Source organism: Ancylobacter tetraedralis (genome assembly GCF_014195655.1).
GTDB classification, from domain to species: domain Bacteria; phylum Pseudomonadota; class Alphaproteobacteria; order Rhizobiales; family Xanthobacteraceae; genus Ancylobacter; species Ancylobacter tetraedralis.
On sequence record NZ_JACICD010000005.1, the window covers coordinates 339,570 to 358,719 of the forward strand.

Consider the following 19,150-nt stretch of genomic DNA (forward strand, 5'->3'; position numbering starts at 1 on the left):
ACCTGTGCGCCGGATCGCGGACCATCCTTGCCATCCCCATCCTCGTCGGAGGGGAAGGTGCCGGACGGGCCGGAACCCGATTTGCCGGAACCGGACTTGACCGACCCCGACTTCCCCGAATCGACCTTGCCGGACTCAGATTTGCCCGCGTCAGACTTTCCGGAAGCGGATTTCCCACCCTCCGGCTTGTCCGTTCCCGCCGCAGCGGTCTCGGTCTTGGGTTTGTCGGACTTCGCCGCAGCCTCGGGCTTCGGCTTGTCCGCCCCGGCGGGCGACAGCTTGGCGGGGAAAGGCTTCGCGCCCGCCATCTCCGGCCGCGAATCGGAATTCGTCTCGAATTTGGCCTCCGTGCGCCCGGCCTTGCCGCCCGACACATCGGCGACAGCGGGACGCGTCGAGGGAACGGAGGTGCCCGGAACCGACAGGCTGGGAACGGATGTGGGCCGCAGCGCCGTCGGGGCCGACGGCTCCTGTTCGTCCTCGGCCACCGCTGGGGTCGGCTCGAATTGCAGGCCGAACTTCACGGAAGGGTCGAAGAAGCCCTTCAAGGCCGCGAAGGGCACGTGCAGCCGCTCGGGAATGCCGTTGAACGACAGGCCCACCTCGAGAAAAACGTCCGTCACCACCAGATCCCAGAACTGATGCTGGAGGATGATGGTCATCTCCTCGGGATACCGCTCCTTGAGCCGCGGCGACAGGCGGACGCCCGGCGCCTTGGTATCGAAGGAGATGTAGAGGTGATGGTCGCCGGGCAGGCCTTCACGGGCGACATCGGTGAGGACGCGGCGCACCACGGCGCGTAGCGCGTCCTGAACTAGCAGGTCATATCGGATAAGGTCGACGCTCATGGCGGCAATGAACCCGATTCCGGCCGCGACCGCCAGCCGGTCGAAGGAAGTAAGTGCAGGCTTCTGTTGCCAGGTGCCTGCGAACCCCGCCTTACGGTGCTACCCGTTTGGACTTATTTCCCAGAGATCAAACCGCTCACGCGGCCTGAGCAACCGGAGCATAGTTGTCGTTGGCAACTATATGTTTGGTCCGATGACGGCGGTACCATGCCGGGCGAAAGAAGACCCTTTACGCTCTCGTCGATCCTGTTTCGCCCCCGCCGCAGCCCGCCCCTGACGGGCTCTGGTGGAGGCGCCGGGTACTGCCCCCGGGTCCGAAGAGTTTATTCCGATTTCCGTTTATCGCCATATCCGGCTTGCGCCGGCAAATTGAATATAGGGCCTCGGACGCCCGGTTGGAAGGGGGCACGCGCCCCCCTCCCGCACAAGCTTGCCTCACGCCTCCGTCTGGTCGCCATATTGCAGGCGCTCGATCGGCAGATTGCCGCCTTCCGTGCCAGCCAGCTTCTCGGAGAGCTCGGCGAGGCGGGAGCGCAGCGTTTCCAGGAAGACCTGCCGCATCAGCTCATAATCGAGCCGGACATCGGAATGCGCGCTGCGCAGCGCCTGCCCGGCGCGCAGCACGAGATTGGGCGTGGTGTGGGCACCCTCGACCGCGAAATCGAGCGGGTGAGTCGCGTCCTTTTCCAGCAGGTTCAAATGCATGGCGAGGCGGTGATGCTCCATCGCCAGCGCCCGCGTGCTGTCGGTGACGCGACCGGCGATCCGATCCGCAATGTGATCGGCCATGTGGTTCGCAGCCTGTTCGGTCATGAGCGCTCCCTCCTCTTCGCATGGTTCCGCGTCAAGACAATCCCGGCGGCGCCCTTCAGGTTCCCATGATACCGGCGTGAGGCCCGGCTGCTTTTCCCCACGCACGGCGGATGGAAGGACGGCGGGAAAACTGTCGATGACCGGCTCGGACGAGGCACTGGCGCTGCGCCGGCGGCAACCCTGCGCTATATAGAGAGGGTTCGGCGCCGACAGTCGCCGAGACGGACGAGGCGATGGGCATGCGGCAGTATCACGAGCTTCTGGAGAGGGTCCTGCGCGAGGGCACGCGCAAGGACGACCGCACCGGCACGGGCACGCTGTCGCTGTTCGGCCACCAGATGCGGTTTGATCTTGCTGAGGGCTTTCCGCTGGTCACCACCAAGCGGCTGCATCTGAAATCCATCGTCCACGAGCTTCTGTGGTTTCTCGCCGGCGACACCAACATCGCCTATCTCAAGGCAAACGGCGTTTCGATCTGGGATGCGTGGGCCGATGAGCGGGGCGATCTCGGCCCGGTCTATGGCCATCAATGGCGCTCCTGGCCGGATGGGCGCGGCGGGGTGATCGACCAGATCGCGCAGGTGGTGGCCGACATCCGGCGCACTCCCGATTCGCGCCGGCTGATCGTCTCCGCCTGGAATCCGGCCGACGTGCCGGACATGGCGCTGCCGCCCTGCCACTGCCTGTTCCAGTTCTATGTGCTGGATGGCAGGCTTTCCTGCCAGCTCTACCAACGCTCGGCCGACATCTTCCTCGGCGTGCCCTTCAACATCGCGTCCTACGCGCTGCTGACCCACATGGTGGCGCAGGTGACGGGACTTGGAGTGGGCGACTTCATCCACACGTTCGGCGACGCGCATATCTATGTGAACCACCTAGAGCAGGTGCACGAGCAGCTGTCGCGCGCGCCCCGCGCGCTGCCCACGCTCAAGCTCAACCCGGCGGTGAACGACCTTTTCGCCTTCCGCTTCGAGGACATCGCCGTCGAGGGTTACGAGCCCCATCCCGCCATCCGGGCGCCGGTGGCGGTGTGAGATGAGCCTCGTGATCCGCGAAGCCCGGCCCGACGAGGCCGGACTGATCGTCGACTTCATCTGCGAACTCGCCGAATACGAGAAGCTGCGCCATGAAGTGGTGGCCTCCATCGGCGATATCGAGCGCGACCTGTTCGGGCCGAATCCACGCGTGTTCTGCGATATCGCCGAATGGGACGGCGCGCCGGCAGGCCTCGCGCTGTGGTTCTACAATTATTCGACCTTTCGCGGCCGGCACGGGATCTATCTCGAAGACCTCTATGTCCGCCCCGCCTTTCGCGGACAGGGCATCGCCAAGGGGCTGATGGCCCGGCTCGCCCGGCGCTGCGTGGACGAAGGGCTCGGGCGCTTCGAGTGGTGGGTGCTGAACTGGAACGAGCCGGCGATCCGCTTCTATCGCTCCATCGGCGCGGTGCCGATGGACGAGTGGACCGTCCAGCGCGTCACCGGCGCCGCGCTGGACGCGCTCGCGCAGGGCTGAACCGGCACGCGAGGGCGTGGCGGAACAGGATCCCGCCGCCGGCCCGTGGCCGGCGACGGAGCTGTCGTTCTGGAGGCCGGGGCCCGCAGGATGCTAGGCCCACAGGATGTCGGGGCCCGGCGCTCGGCTCAGAGCGGCTCGGCGCCAGCGGCGGGCGGCGGCAGGCCGGGCCCGCCGGCAGGGCCGCCCGCCGGGCCGCCATGACGCGGATCGCCATGGGGGTGCATCATGCCGAAGCGCTGGCCAGGATGCCCCTCGCGCGGTCCGCCCTTGTGGTGCGGCCCGCCGAATGCCTCGAACTGGGCCTGACGGAACAGCACGTTGAAGCGATGGCGCTGGCCGGGATCCAGCGTCGCGTAGAGCGGCTTGGCGGCATCGGCGAGTTGCTTCAGCGCCGTGCCCTGCTCGATCATGCGCGAAGCCCGCTGCTCGACCTGGGCCACGATGTCGCGTTCGGGACCACCCGGCCGGCCGGGGCCACCCGGACCCGCATCCGCCTCGGGCGCCGGGCCCGCATCCGGGCCGGGACCCGCCGGAGGCCCGCCCGCGACGTCGGGACCCGCGCCCGGCGCGCCGGGGCCACGCGGGCCGCGCATGGCCTCGCGCTGCTCGCGGCGCTGCTCACGCCAGTTGAACTGCTCCTTGGAAAAATCCTGCAGCGCGGTTTCCAGTGCCGGCCACAGCTTGTCCTGATCGCTGGTCAGCCGCAGGCCAGCCTTGAGCGCGGCAATGCGCGCATCGGCCATGGCGCTGGCATTTTCCGCCCGCTGCTGCTCCGTGGGCGGCTGCCAGCCACCCGCCTTCATGCCGGGTTGGGCAATGGCAAAAGTTGCACTGGCGAGCAGAGCGGCGGCAGTCACGGCGAGGATGGTGCGTTTCATCGGCCTCAACTCCTGTTTGGTTGAGGCGATGGTGCAGCGTATTGGGAAAGCCTTCAAATGAAACTTCGGTAATGTTCCACGAAGACTTACCGATACTCACATGAACAACCGTTCAGATTAAGACTGAACGGTTGTTCATCTTCGTTAATGTTCATTAAGCCGGAGAAATCATCTTCTCCGGACGAACAACCGCATCGAACTCTTCGTTGGTCACATAGCCCCCGCCGACCGCTTCCTCGCGCAGCGTGGTGCCATTCTTGTGCGCGGTCTTGGCGATCTTGGCGGCATTGTCATAGCCGATCTTGGGAGCCAGCGCCGTGACGAGCATCAGGGAGCGCTCCAGCGCCGCCTTGATATTGTCCTCACGCGCCTCGATGCCGACGACGCAATTGTCGGTGAAACTTACCGCAGCGTCGGACAGCAGGCGGACAGATTGCAGGAAGTTATATGCCATGACCGGATTGTAAACGTTGAGCTCGAAATGCCCCTGGCTGCCGGCGAAGCCGAGCGCGGCATTATTGCCGAACACCTGCACGCACACCTGCGTCAGCGCCTCGCACTGCGTCGGGTTCACCTTGCCCGGCATGATCGAGGAGCCGGGCTCGTTCTCCGGCAGCGAAAGCTCGCCCAGGCCCGAGCGCGGGCCCGAGCCCAGCAGGCGGATATCGTTGGCGATCTTGAACAGCGACACCGCGACCGTGTTGATGGCCCCGTGCGAGAACACCATGGCGTCATGGGCGGCCAGCGCCTCGAACTTGTTGGGCGCGGTGGTGAAGGGCAGTCCGGTGATGGCGGCGATGCGGGCCGCCACCTTCTCGGCAAAGCCGATGGGCGCATTGAGGCCGGTGCCCACCGCCGTGCCGCCCTGGGCCAGTTCCATCAGCGCCGGCAGCGTCTGCTCGATGCGGGTGATCCCGTTGGCGACCTGCTGCGTATAGCCGGAGAATTCCTGGCCAAGGGTGAGAGGCGTGGCGTCCTGCGTGTGGGTGCGGCCAATCTTGATGATGTCCTTCCACGCATCCGACTTCGCCGCCAGCGCATCGCGCAGCTTGGCCAGCGCCGGCAGCAGCCGATGCACGATCTCCTCGGCCGCGGCGACATGCATCGCCGTCGGGTAGGTGTCGTTCGACGACTGGCTCATGTTTACGTGGTCATTGGGATGTACCGGCTTCTTGGAACCAAGGACACCGCCCAGAATCTCGATCGCGCGGTTCGAGATGACCTCGTTGGCGTTCATGTTCGACTGGGTGCCAGAGCCCGTCTGCCAGACCGCCAGAGGAAAATGCGCATCGAGCTTGCCGTCGATCACTTCCTGCGCCGCCTCGACGATCACCTCGCCCAGCCTGGGGTCGAGATGGCCGAGTTCCACATTCGTTTCCGCCGCCGCCCGCTTGACGACGCCGAGCGCGCGGACGACCGGCAGCGGCTGCTTCTCCCAGCCGATCTTGAAATTGCCGAGCGAACGCTGCGCTTGCGCGCCCCAATACTTGTCGCTCTCAACCTCGATGGGGCCGAACGTGTCGGTTTCGATGCGGGTCGTGCTCATGGGTCGGGATCTCTCGGATCGGCATCCACAAAAGGGGCGCAATGGAACGTGAAACTCGCAGGCGGGGTCCGTTTAGCACGCGCCCCCGCGCGGGCAAATGCGACCTCGGACTGGCTTCCGGTGCTCGCGACCGTTGAGCCGGGGCGGAAGGTTCTCACGAGTTCGTGATTGACCCTGCCCCGATTGCGTAGACTGGTACCTTTTTGTGCACGTCTGCGGAATTAGGCACCTTGGAGAGGGGACCTGAACAAACATGATGTCGAATTCAAAATAATACTAAATGATCATACATACCCAAATACCGTAAACCGCTCTGCGCGCGACCACGATGCTGCGTCAGCGAACATATTATACATAAGATAGTATGACTTTTTAATTTCAAGTGTTTGCGGCGCCCATTGACGGACCGGAGCGAGGGCGTCACACCATGAACTCCGAGGCAAACATCTATGAGCGAGATCGTTAATCTTCACCGGCATCGCAAACGCCTTGCCCGTGACACGGCGGAACAAACAGCGGCTGCGCGACGTTTGGAGTTTGGCCGCACGAAGGTGCAGCGCCAGACCGAGGCGGCCGAGGAACGCAAAAAGCAGACCTCGCTGGACGGACATCGGCGAGTAAGAGAGGACGAGTCATGAAGAGTCCCGTGGTTAAGCGGTCCATCGTCATCGCGGGTCACAAGACCAGCGTGAGCCTTGAAGACCAGTTCTGGGACGCTCTCAAGGAAATCGCCGGGAACCGGCGCACGACCTTGTCCGAAATCGTCGCGACCATCGATGCGGGCCGCAACCAGGGCAACCTGTCATCGGCGATCCGCCTGTATGTACTCGCCCATTTCCGCAATCCCACGGGCGGGCGCGACGTGCCGGAACATGCCGGTCATGGCGCTTCGATGCGATCTACCGTTGCGTAAGGCCGGCTACCTCCCCATATCACGGGCTGCGCGGTGCGTTGTAACCGGGTGACGCGTCACCTATAACCGCCTCGTCGTGTCTCTCGCCCGGGAGGCAACGGGTTTCTTGCTGCACGGTGATGTCTGGCGGTTCCGCATCTGCGAGCCCCGACGGATCGGGCTCGTAAACGGAGTGGCCGCGGAATGTCGTGGAAGAACCAGAGCGGTGGACCATGGGGTGGTGGTCCGCGCGGTCCCTGGGGTAATGGCCCGCAATCGTCGGGACCCAATTCTCCTGATCTCGAAGACCTCATTCGCCGCGGCCAGGAGAAACTGCGCACGGCGCTTCCCGGCGGCTTCGGCAGCGGCAAGGGCGTCATCGCGGTTCTCGCCATCGCCATCCTTGCGTGGCTGGTATCGGGCTTCTACCGCGTCGAGCCGGATGAACAGGGCGTGGTTCTGCGCTTCGGCAAATTCGTCGCCACCACCAATCCGGGTCTGAACTACCACCTTCCCTACCCGATCGAGACGGTGCTCACCCCGCAGGTGACGCGCGTCAACCGCATCGACATCGGCATCCGCACCGGCGACGACCCGCGCCGTGGCGCCAACATGCGCGACGTGGCCGAGGAGAGCCTGATGCTCACCGGCGACGAGAACATCGTCGATGTCGACTTCGCGGTGTTCTGGATGGTCAAGCCCGCCGCCGCCGGCTCCACCGAGGATATCGGCGCCGCCAACTTCCTGTTCAACGTCCAGAACCCGGAAGGCACCATCAAGGCCGTCGCGGAGAGCGCGATGCGCGAAGTGGTCGGGCGCACCAACATCCAGCCGATCCTCACCGGCGCCCGCCAGAACATGGAAACGGCGGTACAGGATCTGATGCAGCGCACGCTCGATTCCTATCGTGCCGGCGTGCTCATCACCCAGGTCCAGCTGCAGAAGGTCGACCCGCCGCAGCAGGTCATCGATTCGTTCCGCGACGTGCAGGCCGCCCGCGCCGATGCCGAGCGCCTGCAGAACGAGGCGCAGGCCTATGCCAACCGCGTGGTGCCCGAGGCGCGCGGCGAATCCGCCCGCATCACCCAGGGTGCCCAGGGCTACAAGGAGCGCGCCATCATCGAGGCCCGCGGCCAGGCCTCGCGCTTCCTGAGCGTGCTCACCGAATACCAGAAGGCGCCGGACATCACCCGCCAGCGCCTCTATCTGGAAACCATGGAGCGTGTCTTCGGCGGCATGGACAAGGTCATCATCGACCAGTCCGCCGGTGCCGGCGGGCAGGGCGTGGTGCCTTATCTGCCGCTCAGCGCGCTTGACCGGCGCACGCCCGCGACGACCCCCGCCCAGGGAGCCACGAAGTGAAGAACAATCTTGGGATCGTCCTCGCGGTTCTCGCCGCCATCATCGCCATCATCGTCTATTCCTCGCTGTTCACCGTCTACCAGACCCAGCAGGCGCTGGTTCTGCGCTTCGGCGAGCCGGTGCGGGTCATCGAGCAGCCCGGCCTTAACGCCAAGATCCCGCTGGTGGACAGCGTGATCCTGATCGACAAGCGCATCCTCGACCTCGAGAACCCCTCGCAGGAAGTGATCGCCTCCGACCAGAAGCGCCTCGTGGTGGATGCCTTCGCGCGCTACCGCATCACCAATCCGCTGCGCTTCTACCAGTCGGTGGGATCGGTGGAGGGCGCCAATTCGCGCCTCGCCACCGTGCTGAACTCGGCCCTGCGCCGCGTGCTGGGTGAATCCACCTTCATCCAGGTGGTGCGCGACGAGCGCGAGAACCTGATGGCGCGCATCCGCGATCAGGTGAACCGCGAGGCCGCCGGTTTCGGCATCAGCGTCATCGACGTGCGCATCCGCCGCGCCGACCTGCCGGAGGCCAACAGCCAGGCGGTATTCCAGCGCATGCAGACCGAGCGCCAGCGCGAGGCCTCGGAAATCCGAGCGCAGGGCGCCGAGCAGGGGCAGACCATCCGCGCCCGTGCCGACCGTGACTCCACCATCATCGTCGCCGAAGCCAACGCCGCCGCCGACAAGCTGCGCGGCGAGGGCGAAGCCCAGCGCAACGAGATCTTTGCGCAGGCCTATGGACAGAACCGGTCCTTCTTCGAGTTCTACCGCAGCATGCAGGCCTATGAGGCATCGCTGAAGAGCGGCGACACGCGGATGCTGCTGTCTCCCGACAGCAACTTCTTCCGCTTCTTCAACAATCCCGATGTGGGCGTGATGCCGCCGGCAGGTCCGGCGGCCATCGCCCCGGTCTCGCCGGCGCCCGCCGCCCCCGCGCCGGCAAACTGATCCGGCGCGGCGATGTCCGATCTCGTCGTCGCGCTGGGACTCCTGCTGGTGATCGAAGGACTGATGATGGCAGCAGCTCCCGGCGCGGTGCGCCGGGCGCTGGAAGCCATAGACCAGTTGCCGGACGCGCCGATGCGCATCAGCGGCCTGGTCGGTGCCATCATCGGCATCCTCCTCATCTGGGTGATCCGCGGCTGAAGCCGCGTGGATGGCGCGCGGGCTCCCAAGCTCGCGCGCTTTTGCCTTGCATCGGTCCTCATCCGCGATAGCGTCGGTCGAGATGGATCGCGCGCCCCTGTCGGCGTGCGTCATCCTGTTCCGCGTCGTGAAGGAGGCACCATGATTCAGGCGGTTATCGCGGCTGCGGGCCGAAGCAACGAGCCGACCGGCAGCGGCGCGGACCACCTTGCCGCACGGGCCCCTGCCCCACGGCCCGGCCGCTCGCTCGCCCGCCTCGCCCGGCACCTGCTGATCGCGGGTGTGCTGGCCGCGGGCGTGCTCGCCGGGGCGGGCCTGCCGGCTTATGCCGCCGCCACCAAGGGCCCCGACACCGTCGCCGACACCGCTGAGAAGATCATGGACGCGGTGGTCAACATCTCGACCTCGCAGACCGTGGCGCCCTCGCGCAGCGTGCCGACCCCGGACCTGCCGCCCGGCTCGCCCTTCGAGGAATTCTTCGAAGAGTTCTTCAAGCGGCGCCAGCAGCAGGGCGAGGATAACGGCCCGCGCCGCGTCTCCTCGCTCGGCTCCGGCTTCGTCATCGACGAGAGCGGGCTGATCGTGACCAATAACCACGTCATCGCCGACGCCGACGAGATCTACGCCAATTTCGCCGATGGCTCGAAGCTGAAGGCCGAACTGGTCGGGCGCGACACCAAGGTCGATATCGCGCTGCTGCGGGTGAAGCCGGAGGACGGCAAGCCGCTGAAAGCGGTGAAGTTCGGCAATTCCGATGCGCTGCGCGTCGGCGACTGGGTGATGGCGATCGGCAACCCGTTCGGGCTCGGCGGCACGCTCACCGTGGGCGTCATCTCCGCCCGCAACCGCGACATCAATTCGGGCCCCTACGACAATTTCCTGCAGACCGACGCCGCCATCAACCGCGGCAATTCCGGCGGCCCGCTCTTCGACATGGACGGCGAGGTGATCGGCATCAACACCGCCATCATCTCGCCCTCGGGCGGCTCGATCGGCATCGGCTTCGCGGTACCCTCCAACACCGCCGTCCCGGTGATCGCCCAGCTCAAGGAATTCGGCGAGACCCGGCGCGGCTGGATCGGCGTGCGCATCCAGCAGGTGACACCGGAAATCGCCGAGAGCCTCTCGCTCGGCAAGCCCCGCGGCGCGCTGATCGGCTCCGTCGCCGATGACGGCCCCGCCGCCAAGGGCGGGCTGAAGGCGGGCGACGTGGTCGTCACCTTCGACGGCAAGGACGTGAAGGACATGCGCACCCTGCCGATCATCGTCGCCGACACGCCGGTCGACAAGGAGGTCGAGGTTGTCGTCATCCGCAAGGGCAAGGAGGAGAAGCTGAAGCTGGTCGTGGGCCGGCTGAACGAGAGCGAAACCGCCGAGGCCACCCCCGAGGAGAGCGCGCCCAAGGCCGAGGCGCCGAAGCTGGAGACCAGCAAACTGCTCGGCCTCGAACTCGCACCGCTCACGCCGGAACTGCGCACCCGCTTCAAGATCAAGGACGAGCTCAAGGGCGTGGTCGTGGTGTCGGTGGACAAGGGCACCGCCGCCGCCGAACGCGGCATCGCCGAGGGTAATCTTGTCGTCGAGGTGAACCAGGAGCCGGCGGCAACGCCAGCCGACATCGAGAAGCGGCTCGCCGCGCTGAAAAAGGACGGCCGCCGCTCCGCCCTTCTGATGGTGAGCGACCCGCAGGGGCAGATCCGCTTCACCGCGCTGCCGATCGACTGAGGCGCACCGGGCGCGTCATCGCCAGCGAACCAATTCGGGCCAAGACGAGAGATCCCGCAATGGCACCCGTGCCGTTGCCGGGATTTTTCCATGTGGATGCGGGGAGACAAGCCTCGGCCCACCGATAGGCTCAGGTGTCGACGCGCACCCGCATCCGCTGCGGCTTTGGAATCGCGCAGGCTGATCGACGATTTCCCGCCGATCCGGCACGCTTTGCGGAACCAGGATTGCCCCGCGTCGATCCGGCGCGCCCGTTCGGCCGGAATCTACTCAGGGCTTCTTCTGCGGCGGGGGATGGGCGACGGCGCCGCGCTGGGCCGCCGTCTTCTGCGCCGGCTCGGTGAGCTGCACCGTCCAGCTTTTCTGTTCCTGGGTGTCCACCTCGAAGAAGCCGGTGCGGTCATAGCCCCGCGCCAGGCAATCCTCGATGCCGCGAATGGTGAACTCCTTGTCGCGGGTGCACATGAAGGCCTTGCCAGACCATTCGCCGCCGAGATCATAGTCGATCGCGTAGACGTAATAGAACCGGGCGACGAGATCGCCGCGCAGCAGTGTCTCGCAGCTATTGGGGCCGATATTCCACCAGCCCTCCGTCGCCCACGCGTTGCCGTCCTTGTAGCCGAGCGCGATGCCGACGCGGCTGGGGGAGCGGTTGCACATGCGGAAATCGGCCGCCGCCGGCTGTGGCAGAAGAGCCGCCAGCCCAAGCGCCAGCGACGCAGCGAGAAGCAGGCCGCGCCCGGCCCTCATGCCGCGCCGGCCGGCCGCCGCAATACCCTCAGTTCTCGACGAAAACGGCGCGGAAATCATTGACGTTGGTGCAGGTGGGTCCCGGCGTCAGCAGATCGCCCAAAGCCTCGAAGAAACCAGTGGAATCGTTATTGGCGAGAAAGGCGGCAGGATCGAGACCGGCCGCCGCGGCCCGCGCCAGCGTGTCGGGCGTCACATAGGCGCCGGCCGGGTCGCTGGCATCGCCACCGCCGCCATCCGTGCCATCCGTATCGCCCGCCACCGCATGGATGCCCAAGGCCCCGTCGAGGGCGATGGCCAGCGCCAGCGCGAATTCCTGGTTCGGCCCGCCGCGCCCCTGCCCACGCATGGTGACGGTAAGTTCGCCGCCGGAGAGCAGAACCGCGCTCCGGCCATCCGCCTTCAGCGCCCGCGCCAGCGCCGCCTGCTCGGCCGCCACCTCGCGCGCCTCGCCTTCCAGATTGTCGCCGATCAGGATGGGCTCCAGCCCCGCCTCGCGCACCAGCCGCTCGGCAGCCAGGAAACTGTCGGCCGGGCGGGCGATCAGGTGATATTCGGCATGCGCGAAGGCGGCATCGCCGGGCTTGGGCGATTCATTGGCACTGTCGCGCAGCGCCACCGCGACCGAAGGCGGCGGGTCGATGCGATAGCGCGCCAGCACGTCGCGCGCCTCGGCGAGCGAGGACGGATCGGGCACGGTGGGGCCGGACCCGATCACCGCGGGATCATCGCCCGGCACGTCGGAAATAGCGAGTGTCACCACCCGGGCCGGCTGCGCCAGCACAGCGAGGCGCCCGCCCTTGATGCGCGAGAGGTGCTTTCGCACCGTGTTGATCTCGGTGATATTGGCGCCCGAGCGCAGCAGCGCGCGAGTGAGCGCGCGTTTGTCATCCAGTTCCACGCCGATGGCGGGAGCGATCCAGTTGGCCGAGGCGCCGCCCGAGAGCAGCACCAGCACGAGATCCTCGGCGGTGGCCGAGGCCGCGAGGTCGATGGATTTCTGCGCGCCCGCCAGCCCGGCCGCATCCGGCACGGGATGGCCGGCCTCGACCATCTCCAGCCGCCGGGTCGGCCGGCCATAGCCGTGGCGCGCCACGCCGATGCCCGCCAGCCGTGCGGGATCGAAACCGAGCGTATCGAGATAATGGCGCTCGGCGACCTCGAGCATGGAACCGGCGGCCTTGCCCGCCGCCAGCAGGATCAGCCGGCCCTGCGCCGGCGGCGGCGGCAGGGCGGGGGGAAGGCAGGTCTCGGGGTGGGCGGCCGCGACGGCGGCGGTGAAGAGCTTGTCGAGAAAGGCACGCGCCGCAGCATCGGTCATAACTGTCCCTACCCCGCCCCTTGCGGGGCCTTGCGCGGCGTTTTTTCCCGCCGCACCAACATTGTTGCACACACCCCGAATCCAGCCGGGACGCGCGACGCCAAACGGGCGTATTCCTATGGCACACAAAACGCCACGTCACTATCCTCTACACACTTAGTCGCACAACACGGGGAAATATGCGCCGCCTTCCGACGCAGGACACAGCCGGGATCGGCATTGCCGATGCCCCCTCCGCCCCGGGGCCGGACGATTTCCCGGCCTTCGAGCGCATCCCCGGCGATGCGCGGACCGGGCTCCTCCTCATCTGCGACCACGCCTCCAACGCCATCCCGCCGGCCTATGGTTCGCTCGGCCTGCCACCTGCCGAACTGGCGCGGCATATCGGCTATGATATCGGCGCGGCCGGCGTGACGCGGGGGCTCGCGGCACGGCTGGAGAGCCCGGCGGTGCTGTCCTGTTTCTCCCGCCTGCTGATCGACCCCAATCGCGGCGAGGACGACCCGACCCTCGTCATGCGCCTGTCCGATGGCGCGGTCGTGCCCGGCAACCGCCATGCCGACGCCAGCGAGGTGGAGGAGCGCCTCGCCCGTTTCCACCGACCCTATCACCACGCCATCGAGGCCGAGATCGCCCGAGCGCTGGATGCCGGTATCGTGCCGGCGATCTTCTCGGTGCACAGCTTCACGCCGGTCTGGCGCGGCGTTCCCCGCCCCTGGCACGTCGCCCTGCTGTGGGACAGCGACCCGCGCTTCGCCCGGCCGCTGATCGAGGCGCTGGCCGCGCCGGGCGACCTCATCGTCGGCGACAACGAGCCCTATGATGGCGCGCTGCGCAATGACTGCCTGTTCCGGCACGGCACCGCGCGCGGCCTGGCGCATGCGCTGATCGAAATCCGCCAGGACCTGATCGCCGATGCGGACGGCCAGGCGGAATGGGCGGAGCGCCTCGCCGACCTGCTGCCCACCCTGCTGGCAAGGCCGGATCTGCACGAGATCACCTTCTTCGGCTCGCGCACCGGGCCTGTCGCCCCCATCTGAGGGTGAACGAGCGAATAGCGACAAGCGCCCGCGCGGCGCGCATCCCGGAGGCACCCATGTCCGATCACGCACCCGACCTGCCCGAACTCGACGACAAGGCCCGCACCGAGCTGGAAGCCGCCGCCTTCCGCCGGCTCGTCGCGCATCTGCGGGCCCGCACCGACGTGCAGAATATCGAGCTGATGAACCTCGCCGGCTTCTGCCGCAACTGCCTCGCCAACTGGTATCTCGACGCCGCGCGCGAGCGCGACCTGCCCGTGAGCAAGGACGCGAGTCGCGTGGTGGTCTACGGCATGCCCTATGAGGAATGGAAGGCCACCCACCAGAGCGAGGCCACCCCCGCGCAGAAGGCCGCCTTCACCGGGCCCGGCCACTGACGGCGCGCTACACCCGCACCCGGCAGTGGATTGCGGGTGTAGCGCGCCCGGACGACGGCCATCGGGCCCGTCGCGCTTGACGCGCGCGGGCGCTTGCGATCCTCATCCCCGGCCATTCACGTCAACGATGCCGGGCCTCTGCCCGAGCCCCCGGAGAGACCATGTCCGACATTCCCAACGACCAGCCGCTGTCCGATGCCGCCGCCGGCTTCGCCAAGGAGCAGCTGAAATCCTTCATCGAGCGCATCGAGCGGCTTGAGGAGGAGAAGAAGACCATTGCCGACGACATCAAGGACGTCTTCGCCGAGGCGAAGGGCACCGGCTTCGATGTCAAGGCGCTGCGCGAGATCCTCAAGATCCGCAAGCAGGATGCCGACCAGCGGGCCGAGCACGAGGCGATCGTCGACCTGTATCTGCAGGCGCTGGGCATGATCTCGCCGAACTGAGACGAAAGCCGCGCCTTTCCATCATCCCGGTCGGCCGCGCGCCGATCCGGGATCGCGCACACAATGGCAAGCGAAGCCTGCCCTGCGGCGGGGCGCGTTGGGGGAAAACCTCAATCGACCCCGGCACAGGGCGCGGGCGGAGGCGCGGCACACCTAACATGGCAGATCGTGGACGGAGCTTCCTGATCGGAGCTTCCTGATCAGAGCTTCCTGGCGAGCGGTGCCGGGCCGCTGATCATCGCCACGACGGGCACCGCGACCACCGCCGCGCCGGTGAAATGCGTGGTCGACAGGCCGTTCGAGCCATCCTTGCCGAAGCCGCCGGCCACCACCTGGCGCGGCGGCGCCACAAAGGCGGCGAAGCGGCGAAGTTCCGGTGTGCGCAGCTCAGCCGTCTTGGCGACCGTGGGGCCGTTGAACAGGCGGCGAATATCCGCCTGCATGTCGCGTGTGTAGCTCGCGCCCGTGCGCGGCGGCGAAGCGGCGTGCGTGCTGGCGGCGGGCGCCGGCGCCCGGCCGGGCTGGGCATGGGTCACGGGGAAGATGTCGCCGGCCGTGGCCGAGGCATAGGCCAGTGCCGGGCCACCCCCCTCGGTGCCGCGCACGATCAATTCGGGCAGGCCATTCACCTCGCCGGGCCGGGCCGGAGGGCGCGGCGCGGTGGTACCGGCGCTGGCCACGACGGCGACCGGCGCGGCAGCCGCCGGGAGCGCGGCGATGGCCTCGGCGGCGTCGGAGGGCGGCGCGGAGCGTACCGGGGGACGCGGCACGGAGGCGGCGAGCGCCGCCAGAGCCTGGCGGTCGGCCAGCGGAGCCGCCGGCGGCAGCGGAACCGCCGCCACGACCGGCGCGGGAGCCGGCACAGCGGGGACCGGCTCTACAGGAGAGGGCGTCGCCGCCACCTGCGCCATGGCGACGCGGCCGATCGGATTGGGGGTCGGGCGCGGCACCGCGCGGGCGGCCGCCGTTGGCGTGCTCGCAGCGGCCTCGGCCTCGGGGGCAGCGTCCGTGGTCTCGTCCGCGGCGGCGACCACGGTGGGCGCGGGCCGGGCAGCGGCCGCCGGCGCGCTGCGGGTCGGCGCGGGCGCGCTGTCCTCGTCATCCTCTTCCTTGCCGAACAGGCTGGCGAAGAGGTTCTTGCGCGGCTTGGGGTTGTTGCCGCCGGAAAGTCCGGCGAAGGCGGCACCGGCGCCGCCGGGCTCGGAGCCGCGCGCCTCGACATCGGCCAGCGCCAGCGCATAGCCCGGCATCGGCTTGCCGTCGGCGGGGATGTGCACGGTGCGCCCGTCGGGGAACACGCGGGCAAGCTCGGTGCGCGTCATGCGCGGCCAGTGGCGGATGCCGCCGGTGTCGAGATGCACGAAGGGCGAGCCGGAGGTGGGATAGAAGCCGACCCCGCCGCGCTGGAGCCGCAGCCCCGCCTCGCGGATCTTCGCCAGCGACACGCCGGGAATGTAGAAATCCATCGCCTTGCCCTGCATGTGCAGGCTGGTCTGGGCGACCCCGCGCGAACGGGCGCGCAGCATGGAATTGGTCTCGGGCGAGCGATAGCCGCCGATCACCTGGATCGGATCGGTGGCGCCGGTGTCGCGATAGACCTCCCACACGATGTCGAACAGCCGCGGGTCCATGTTGGTCGGCTCCTTGCGGCGCCAATCCTGCAACAGGACGTTGAGCTGCTTCAGCGCGGCCGGGTCGTAGCGGCCGTTCTTCTTGAAGGTGATGGTGGCGCTTTCGCCGGAATGGACGTGGTGCAGGCTGATCGTGCGGGTGTCGCCATTGGCCACGGCGTCCTGCAGCAGGTCCGTGCTGCACAGCATCACCGCTGCGGCGAGCAGGGCGGCCTTGAGGACGGGGCGATAGCCGAGGGCAAAATGGATGCGCACGTAGCTGAAACCCGAAGAGGAACGTTTCCGTGAGACGACACGATCGCATGATCGTGCCGGACATGGTGAACATAGTCTTGTCGGGTTTGGTTAAGACGACGTTACGCCCCAACCCCCACTCTTATTGCCTTGCTGGCTAGGAGGTGACTGTGGCGAAAGAGTGCCAGTCTGTCAAATTTGTAATGTTCGGCCGAGATGGTCTGCATTTTTCAGTTCATTGCGCCAAAAACGACACACTCCCGCACCGCAGCGAATCAGGCCGGCCGTTTACGCCGCCAGCCCGATGGGATCCGCTTCAGCGCGCCGGCGCGAGCCCGCCACGGTCCGCGAAGCGGCGCTGCCCGTCCAGGCCGAGCGCCGCCTTGGTCGCCGAGTCGATTCCGTAGAGGTCCTCGCGGCTGACGAGCTTGCCGCCGGCATCGACATAGGTGGTGAAGTAGACCAGATGCACCGGGAAGCGCTGCTTCAGGGTCAGGTACTTCTCATTTCCGCCGATCAGCTTGGCGATGCGCTGCTGCGGCCAGTTGTCGCCGGGTAGGCCGAGATCGAACAGCACCTCGGCGAATTTCAGCGGCTCGAACACGCGCACGCAACCATGACTGAAGGCACGGTAGTCGCGGGAGAAAAGCGAGCGGCTCGGCGTGTCGTGCAGATAGACCGAGTGCTTGTTGGGGAACATGAACTTCATCTGCCCCAGCGCATTGCGCTCGCCCGGCGCCTGCCGGAACGAATAGCCCTGCGAGCCGCGGCGCCAGTCCACCGAGCCGGGATCAATGATGCGCCCGTTGCGCACCACATCGATGCCCTGCCGGTCGAGCGCATAGGGGTCGGCCTGCAGCTTGGGCAGCATCTCGTTCTTGATAATGCCCGGCGGCACGTTCCAGGCGGGGTTGAACACTGCATACTGCAGGTCTTCCGACATGATCGGCGTCTGGTTCTCCGGCTTGCCGACCACGACGCGGGTCTCGTGCACGGTCTGCTCGTTGACCACCACCCGCACCATGAACTCGGGAATGTTCACCATCACATAGACCGGGGCCACCTTGTGCGGCAGCCAGCGCCAGCGCTCCATGTTGGCGATGATGTCGGCGACCCGGTTGCCCTGCCCCGCATTGAGCGCGGCGAGCGTGCCGCGGCCGACAATGCCATCGGCCGTCTGGCCGGAGCCTGCCTGGAACTGGCGCACCGCCTCGACCAGCGCGGGATCGTACAGGCTCTCGTCGGCGGTCCGCGCGAGGCCCAGCCGCGTGCGCAGCAGCGACATGCGGGCATCCCGGTCGCCCGGCCGCACCGAGGGACCGGGCGGAATGGCCGCGTGAACGGCGCGCGCCTGCGACTGCGACTGCAGGTGGGCGAGTTGCCCCTTCAGCAGGCGGTACTCGTCATATTGCGGCGCGAAGGACGCGAAGGCCACGCTCGGGTTGGGCGACGTGGCGATGAGGGACAGCGTCTCCAGCGGATCGGGCGGCGTCAGGGTCGGGTCGACATCCTTGGAGATGCGCGCCGGGTCGAACCGGCCGGTCTGGGCATGGCGGGCATAGAGCAGGGCCGTCGCCGCGATGCGCAGCTCGTAATCGGCCAGATCCGCATCCGAGGGATGCGCCGCCAGCGGGGGAATGGCGTAGTCCGCGGGGTTCAGCCCCTCCGCGCCGGCGCCGGCGAAGGCGGCCAGCGCCGCGATGCCGATGGGCGAGACATTCGTCCCCGCGATGAACAGCGGCTGGTCGGCGCGGGCGCCATAGAAGGTGGCCAGCGCCTGCTGCTCGCCCGCGCGCGCCGCGAAACGCGCGGCATGGTTGGCGAGCAGATCGGCGATGGAGCCGGGCACGCCCGTGGCGGGAGCCGACATGGCGGGCGCGCTGGCCGCCGCAGGGGCACCCTCGGGCGTGCCCGAGCCGAGCGCTGGCGGCGTGCTGGCAGCGGGGGTAGCGGAGTTCGGAGCGTTGGCTGCCGGCGTGGCGGTACCGCTCTCGGGAGCGCCCTGGCCGACGGCGGGCGCGGCGTCGAGCGCGGGTGCGGCGGCGGGGGTCTCCGGCACCGGCCCGACATGGGTTTCGGCGACCGGCGACTGCATGGCCAGCGCCGCGCTGGCGGCCGGGTTGGGCCGGCGCGTGCGGGTCTGGTTGATGTCGAACGGCTCGGGCGCGTTGCCCGGGCCGACAAGCGGCGCCGCCCCCTGCCCGGCATGGGCGAGGCCGGCACGGGCGGGATCGAATGCCGGACCGGCATCGCCGGTGCCGTTGCCCGCGCGATCGGTGGCGATGGGGGCGCCGGAAAACTCCTGTGCCGAGACGGCCGGCATGAAGGCGGGCATGAAGGCAGCCGTCGCCAGCGCACCCATCAGCAGCCCGCAGGCCGTGCCCGCGAGATGGCGCCGCCTGTGTCCGCCCAAATCCGCACCTGAACCCGACATCACGCTCTCCACTTGCTCTCGCCGCACCGAAAACCTCGAGCGCGAGACCATCTCTTTTCCGCCCCGAGCACTCTCGGGTTCAACTCACGAACGCGATAATGGTCGCATCCGCCGCGCGCCGTAGCGGCGACGCCACAGACCCGGAACCGGCGGAGGGTGAACCCGCGAGGTACAGTGGGGGCATCAAGTAAAGGTCGTG

Annotated in this window: 18 protein-coding genes, 1 other RNA gene and 1 pseudogene; 11 read left to right on the forward strand and 9 right to left on the reverse strand. The window is 67.7% G+C overall.

What is annotated here, in order from left to right; all coding sequences use genetic code 11:
• Positions 1–317: 317 nt before the first annotated feature.
• From FHS55_RS15145 to FHS55_RS15155, 3 genes and pseudogenes are all read right to left on the reverse strand, one after another.
• A pseudogene (locus FHS55_RS15145) lies at positions 318–848 on the reverse strand (SspB family protein); the annotation flags it as partial.
• Positions 849–900: 52 nt separating this feature from the next.
• Positions 901–1,253, reverse strand: a transfer-messenger RNA (tmRNA) gene (gene ssrA, locus FHS55_RS15150).
• A 30-nt stretch (positions 1,254–1,283) separates the two neighbouring features.
• Complete coding sequence (locus FHS55_RS15155) at positions 1,284–1,661, reverse strand: hypothetical protein (RefSeq protein WP_246340167.1); 378 nt, start codon at positions 1,659–1,661, stop codon at positions 1,284–1,286.
• Between the two features lie 239 nt (positions 1,662–1,900).
• Here FHS55_RS15155 and FHS55_RS15160 point away from each other — a divergent pair, with 239 nt between their 5' ends.
• Together FHS55_RS15160 and FHS55_RS15165 are read left to right on the forward strand one after the other, a co-directional pair.
• Positions 1,901–2,695: a thymidylate synthase gene (locus tag FHS55_RS15160; protein ID WP_183190598.1), complete on the forward strand. Its 795-nt coding sequence runs from the start codon at positions 1,901–1,903 to the stop codon at positions 2,693–2,695.
• 1 nt (position 2,696) lies between these two features.
• A complete protein-coding gene (locus tag FHS55_RS15165) occupies positions 2,697–3,176 on the forward strand; it encodes a GNAT family N-acetyltransferase (RefSeq protein WP_183190599.1) in 480 nt (159 codons plus the stop codon).
• Between the two features lie 128 nt (positions 3,177–3,304).
• Here the strand turns inward: FHS55_RS15165 and FHS55_RS15170 are convergent, their stop codons facing one another.
• The gene (locus FHS55_RS15170) at positions 3,305–4,057 is read right to left on the reverse strand and encodes a Spy/CpxP family protein refolding chaperone (RefSeq protein WP_183190600.1); all 753 of its coding nucleotides are present in this window, start codon (positions 4,055–4,057) and stop codon (positions 3,305–3,307) included.
• Between the two features lie 154 nt (positions 4,058–4,211).
• Positions 4,212–5,603, reverse strand: coding sequence for a class II fumarate hydratase (fumC, locus tag FHS55_RS15175; protein ID WP_183190601.1), 1,392 nt, complete (start codon positions 5,601–5,603; stop codon positions 4,212–4,214).
• Positions 5,604–6,052: 449 nt separating this feature from the next.
• Between fumC and FHS55_RS15180 the strand changes: the two genes are divergently transcribed.
• The 6 genes from FHS55_RS15180 (at position 6,053) to FHS55_RS15205 (ending at position 10,718) form a co-directional block, all read left to right on the forward strand.
• Positions 6,053–6,241 (forward strand): DUF4169 family protein, encoded by a 189-nt coding sequence (locus FHS55_RS15180; protein ID WP_183190602.1) that lies wholly within the window; start codon positions 6,053–6,055, stop codon positions 6,239–6,241.
• Positions 6,238–6,516, forward strand: a complete 279-nt coding sequence (locus tag FHS55_RS15185; RefSeq protein WP_183190603.1) for a ribbon-helix-helix domain-containing protein — start codon at positions 6,238–6,240, stop codon at positions 6,514–6,516. The genes FHS55_RS15180 and FHS55_RS15185 overlap by 4 nt, the downstream gene beginning before the upstream one ends.
• 183 nt (positions 6,517–6,699) lie before the next feature.
• The gene (gene hflK / locus FHS55_RS15190) at positions 6,700–7,857 is read left to right on the forward strand and encodes an FtsH protease activity modulator HflK (protein WP_183190604.1); all 1,158 of its coding nucleotides are present in this window, start codon (positions 6,700–6,702) and stop codon (positions 7,855–7,857) included.
• Entirely contained in the window at positions 7,854–8,795 is a 942-nt protein-coding gene (hflC, locus tag FHS55_RS15195; RefSeq protein ID WP_183190605.1) for an SPFH domain-containing protein, read from the forward strand. Before hflK ends, hflC begins: the two co-directional genes overlap by 4 nt.
• A 12-nt stretch (positions 8,796–8,807) precedes the next feature.
• Positions 8,808–8,993 (forward strand): DUF2065 domain-containing protein, encoded by a 186-nt coding sequence (locus FHS55_RS15200; protein ID WP_183190606.1) that lies wholly within the window; start codon positions 8,808–8,810, stop codon positions 8,991–8,993.
• 141 nt (positions 8,994–9,134) lie between these two features.
• Positions 9,135–10,718 (forward strand): Do family serine endopeptidase, encoded by a 1,584-nt coding sequence (locus tag FHS55_RS15205; protein WP_183190607.1) that lies wholly within the window; start codon positions 9,135–9,137, stop codon positions 10,716–10,718.
• A 270-nt stretch (positions 10,719–10,988) separates the two neighbouring features.
• Here the strand turns inward: FHS55_RS15205 and FHS55_RS15210 are convergent, their stop codons facing one another.
• Positions 10,989–11,468 carry a DUF1036 domain-containing protein gene (locus tag FHS55_RS15210; protein WP_425485818.1) on the reverse strand — a complete coding sequence of 160 codons (480 nt, stop codon included), beginning with the start codon at positions 11,466–11,468 and terminating at the stop codon, positions 10,989–10,991.
• 28 nt (positions 11,469–11,496) lie between these two features.
• Positions 11,497–12,789 (reverse strand): glycerate kinase type-2 family protein, encoded by a 1,293-nt coding sequence (locus tag FHS55_RS15215; protein WP_183190609.1) that lies wholly within the window; start codon positions 12,787–12,789, stop codon positions 11,497–11,499.
• Between the two features lie 179 nt (positions 12,790–12,968).
• Here FHS55_RS15215 and FHS55_RS15220 point away from each other — a divergent pair, with 179 nt between their 5' ends.
• From FHS55_RS15220 to FHS55_RS15230, 3 genes are all read left to right on the forward strand, one after another.
• Positions 12,969–13,829, forward strand: a complete 861-nt coding sequence (locus FHS55_RS15220) for an N-formylglutamate amidohydrolase (protein ID WP_183190610.1) — start codon at positions 12,969–12,971, stop codon at positions 13,827–13,829.
• Between the two features lie 56 nt (positions 13,830–13,885).
• A complete protein-coding gene (locus FHS55_RS15225; RefSeq protein ID WP_425485819.1) occupies positions 13,886–14,206 on the forward strand; it encodes a DUF1244 domain-containing protein in 321 nt (106 codons plus the stop codon).
• A gap of 161 nt (positions 14,207–14,367) precedes the next feature.
• On the forward strand, positions 14,368–14,652 hold the full coding sequence (locus tag FHS55_RS15230) for a DUF2312 domain-containing protein (protein ID WP_183190611.1): 285 nt from the start codon (positions 14,368–14,370) through the stop codon (positions 14,650–14,652).
• 200 nt (positions 14,653–14,852) lie between these two features.
• Here the strand turns inward: FHS55_RS15230 and mepK are convergent, their stop codons facing one another.
• Together mepK and FHS55_RS15240 are read right to left on the reverse strand one after the other, a co-directional pair.
• A complete protein-coding gene (gene mepK, locus FHS55_RS15235) occupies positions 14,853–16,538 on the reverse strand; it encodes a peptidoglycan L,D-endopeptidase MepK (protein ID WP_343056165.1) in 1,686 nt (561 codons plus the stop codon).
• Positions 16,539–16,833: 295 nt separating this feature from the next.
• Positions 16,834–18,951: a L,D-transpeptidase family protein gene (locus tag FHS55_RS15240; protein WP_183190612.1), complete on the reverse strand. Its 2,118-nt coding sequence runs from the start codon at positions 18,949–18,951 to the stop codon at positions 16,834–16,836.
• Between the last annotated feature and the right edge of the window lie 199 nt (positions 18,952–19,150).

Excerpts from the sequence above, each read along its gene's own strand:
- FHS55_RS15155 (WP_246340167.1), bottom strand. The coding sequence starts at position 1,661 with ATGACCGAACAGGCTGCGAACCACATGGCCGATCACATTGCGGATCGG.
- FHS55_RS15170 (WP_183190600.1), bottom strand. The coding sequence starts at position 4,057 with ATGAAACGCACCATCCTCGCCGTGACTGCCGCCGCTCTGCTCGCCAGT.
- FHS55_RS15160 (WP_183190598.1), top strand. The coding sequence starts at position 1,901 with ATGCGGCAGTATCACGAGCTTCTGGAGAGGGTCCTGCGCGAGGGCACG.
- FHS55_RS15205 (WP_183190607.1), top strand. The coding sequence starts at position 9,135 with ATGATTCAGGCGGTTATCGCGGCTGCGGGCCGAAGCAACGAGCCGACC.
- FHS55_RS15225 (WP_425485819.1), top strand. The coding sequence starts at position 13,886 with ATGTCCGATCACGCACCCGACCTGCCCGAACTCGACGACAAGGCCCGC.
- hflK (WP_183190604.1), top strand. The coding sequence starts at position 6,700 with ATGTCGTGGAAGAACCAGAGCGGTGGACCATGGGGTGGTGGTCCGCGC.
- FHS55_RS15240 (WP_183190612.1), bottom strand. The coding sequence starts at position 18,951 with ATGTCGGGTTCAGGTGCGGATTTGGGCGGACACAGGCGGCGCCATCTC.
- FHS55_RS15200 (WP_183190606.1), top strand. The coding sequence starts at position 8,808 with ATGTCCGATCTCGTCGTCGCGCTGGGACTCCTGCTGGTGATCGAAGGA.
- FHS55_RS15220 (WP_183190610.1), top strand. The coding sequence starts at position 12,969 with ATGCGCCGCCTTCCGACGCAGGACACAGCCGGGATCGGCATTGCCGAT.
- FHS55_RS15230 (WP_183190611.1), top strand. The coding sequence starts at position 14,368 with ATGTCCGACATTCCCAACGACCAGCCGCTGTCCGATGCCGCCGCCGGC.
- FHS55_RS15180 (WP_183190602.1), top strand. The coding sequence starts at position 6,053 with ATGAGCGAGATCGTTAATCTTCACCGGCATCGCAAACGCCTTGCCCGT.
- FHS55_RS15210 (WP_425485818.1), bottom strand. The coding sequence starts at position 11,468 with ATGAGGGCCGGGCGCGGCCTGCTTCTCGCTGCGTCGCTGGCGCTTGGG.
- FHS55_RS15165 (WP_183190599.1), top strand. The coding sequence starts at position 2,697 with ATGAGCCTCGTGATCCGCGAAGCCCGGCCCGACGAGGCCGGACTGATC.
- FHS55_RS15185 (WP_183190603.1), top strand. The coding sequence starts at position 6,238 with ATGAAGAGTCCCGTGGTTAAGCGGTCCATCGTCATCGCGGGTCACAAG.
- fumC (WP_183190601.1), bottom strand. The coding sequence starts at position 5,603 with ATGAGCACGACCCGCATCGAAACCGACACGTTCGGCCCCATCGAGGTT.
- FHS55_RS15215 (WP_183190609.1), bottom strand. The coding sequence starts at position 12,789 with ATGACCGATGCTGCGGCGCGTGCCTTTCTCGACAAGCTCTTCACCGCC.